2 protein-coding genes are annotated in these 1,476 nt (G+C 61.8%); both read left to right on the top strand.

Annotated features, from left to right (window positions below):
• Window positions 1-512, top strand: a 512-nt coding sequence (locus ACYVDE_RS22635) for a YqfO family protein (RefSeq protein WP_460503799.1), incomplete at its 5' end; no start/stop codon positions are given.
• The gene (locus tag ACYVDE_RS22630; protein WP_460503798.1) at window positions 502-1,263 is read left to right on the top strand and encodes a zinc ribbon domain-containing protein; all 762 of its coding nucleotides are present in this window, start codon (window positions 502-504) and stop codon (window positions 1,261-1,263) included. The genes ACYVDE_RS22635 and ACYVDE_RS22630, both read left to right, overlap by 11 nt.
• Window positions 1,264-1,476 lie beyond the last annotated feature (213 nt).

Raw genomic sequence — 1,476 nt, 5'->3', positions numbered from 1 at the left:
AGATGCGCCTCGAAGTGCTGCTGCCGCTGCACCGGCAGGCGGCTGTGCTGCGAGCGCTGCGGGCCACGCACCCGTACGAAGAAGTTGCCTATGAACTGATTAAGCTGGAAAACGTGCAGCAGGACGTGGGCGCGGGCTTGGTGGGCGAGCTGCCCGAGGCGCTGACGCCCGCCGCCTTCCGCCAGCTGCTGAAGCAGCGGCTGCTGGTGCCGGTGGTGCGCCACACGGCGTTCGACAAGCCCATCAAAACCGTGGCCATCTGCGGTGGGGCGGGCGCGTTTCTGATTAGCGCGGCGCGGGGCGCGCAGGCCGATGCCTACGTGACCGGCGACGTGAAATACCACGAGTTTTTTGGGGCCGAGGGCCAGCTCATGCTCTGCGACGTGGGCCATTTCGAGAGCGAACAGTTCACCGGCGAGGTGTTCCGGGATTTGCTAACGGCCGGTTTTGCACGTACTTTTGCGGTCTTAATCGCTGAAACCCCGACGAACCCCGTTCAATATGACTGCTAAAAATGCCGCCGTGGCTCCCGCCGACGTTCCCGTAGCCGCCAAGCTCGAAGCCCTGCTCACCCTGCAGCAGCTCGACTCGCAGCTCGACGAAATCCGGCGCGTGCGGGGCGATTTGCCCGAGGAAGTGAGCGACCTCGAAGACGAGATTGCTGGCTACGAAGTGCGCGTGAAGAAGTTCGACGAAGAAATTCAGGGCCTCAACGACACCATCAAGGCCCGCAAGCAGGCCAGCAAAGACGCCGAGTCGCTCATCAAGAAGTACGACGAGCAGCAGCAGAACGTGCGCAACAACCGCGAGTTCGAGGCCATTGCCAAGGAAATTGAGCTGCAGCGCCTGGAAATCCAGATTTCCGACAAGAAAATCAAGGAAGCCCAGTACCAGATTGACGTGAAAAACGCCGAAATCAGCGGTACGAAGAACAAGCTCGACGAGCGCCGCAAGGACCTCGACACCAAAAAGGGCGAGCTCGACACCATCGTGGCTGAGAATGAAGAAGAAGAGCGCGGCCTGATGGCCAAGCGTGAGGAAGCCACTAAGCCGGTGGAAGACCGCCTGCTGACGGCCTACACCCGCATCCGCGGCAATGTGCGCAACGGCCTGGCCGTGGTGCTGGTGCGCCGCGACGCCTGCGGCGGCTGCTTCAACACGGTGCCGCCCCAGCGCCAGGCCGATATCATCTCGCACAAGAAAATCATCGTGTGCGAGCACTGCGGCCGTATCCTGGCCGATGTGGAGGCCCGCACCGCGTAAGCTCAGCTTTCACGTAGGTCATCAATCTGATTGATTGCGATATTTCGTAAAAAGGAACGGCCCTGGGTCGTTCCTTTTTTGTTCCTGTCCCGATGGTAGTAGCGGTAGTTTCCTGGATGAAGGCCCACGCTGGCCGGCGGCGGCGAGTAGCGCGGGGTGCTGCGGGCCTGCTGAGTGCGCTGTTGCTGATGGGCTTTGGCCCCCCGCAGGCCG

Source organism: Hymenobacter agri (assembly GCF_054778495.1).
Note: the sequence above shows the minus strand (reverse complement) of the source record. Positions and strands in the feature narration are given on the sequence as shown.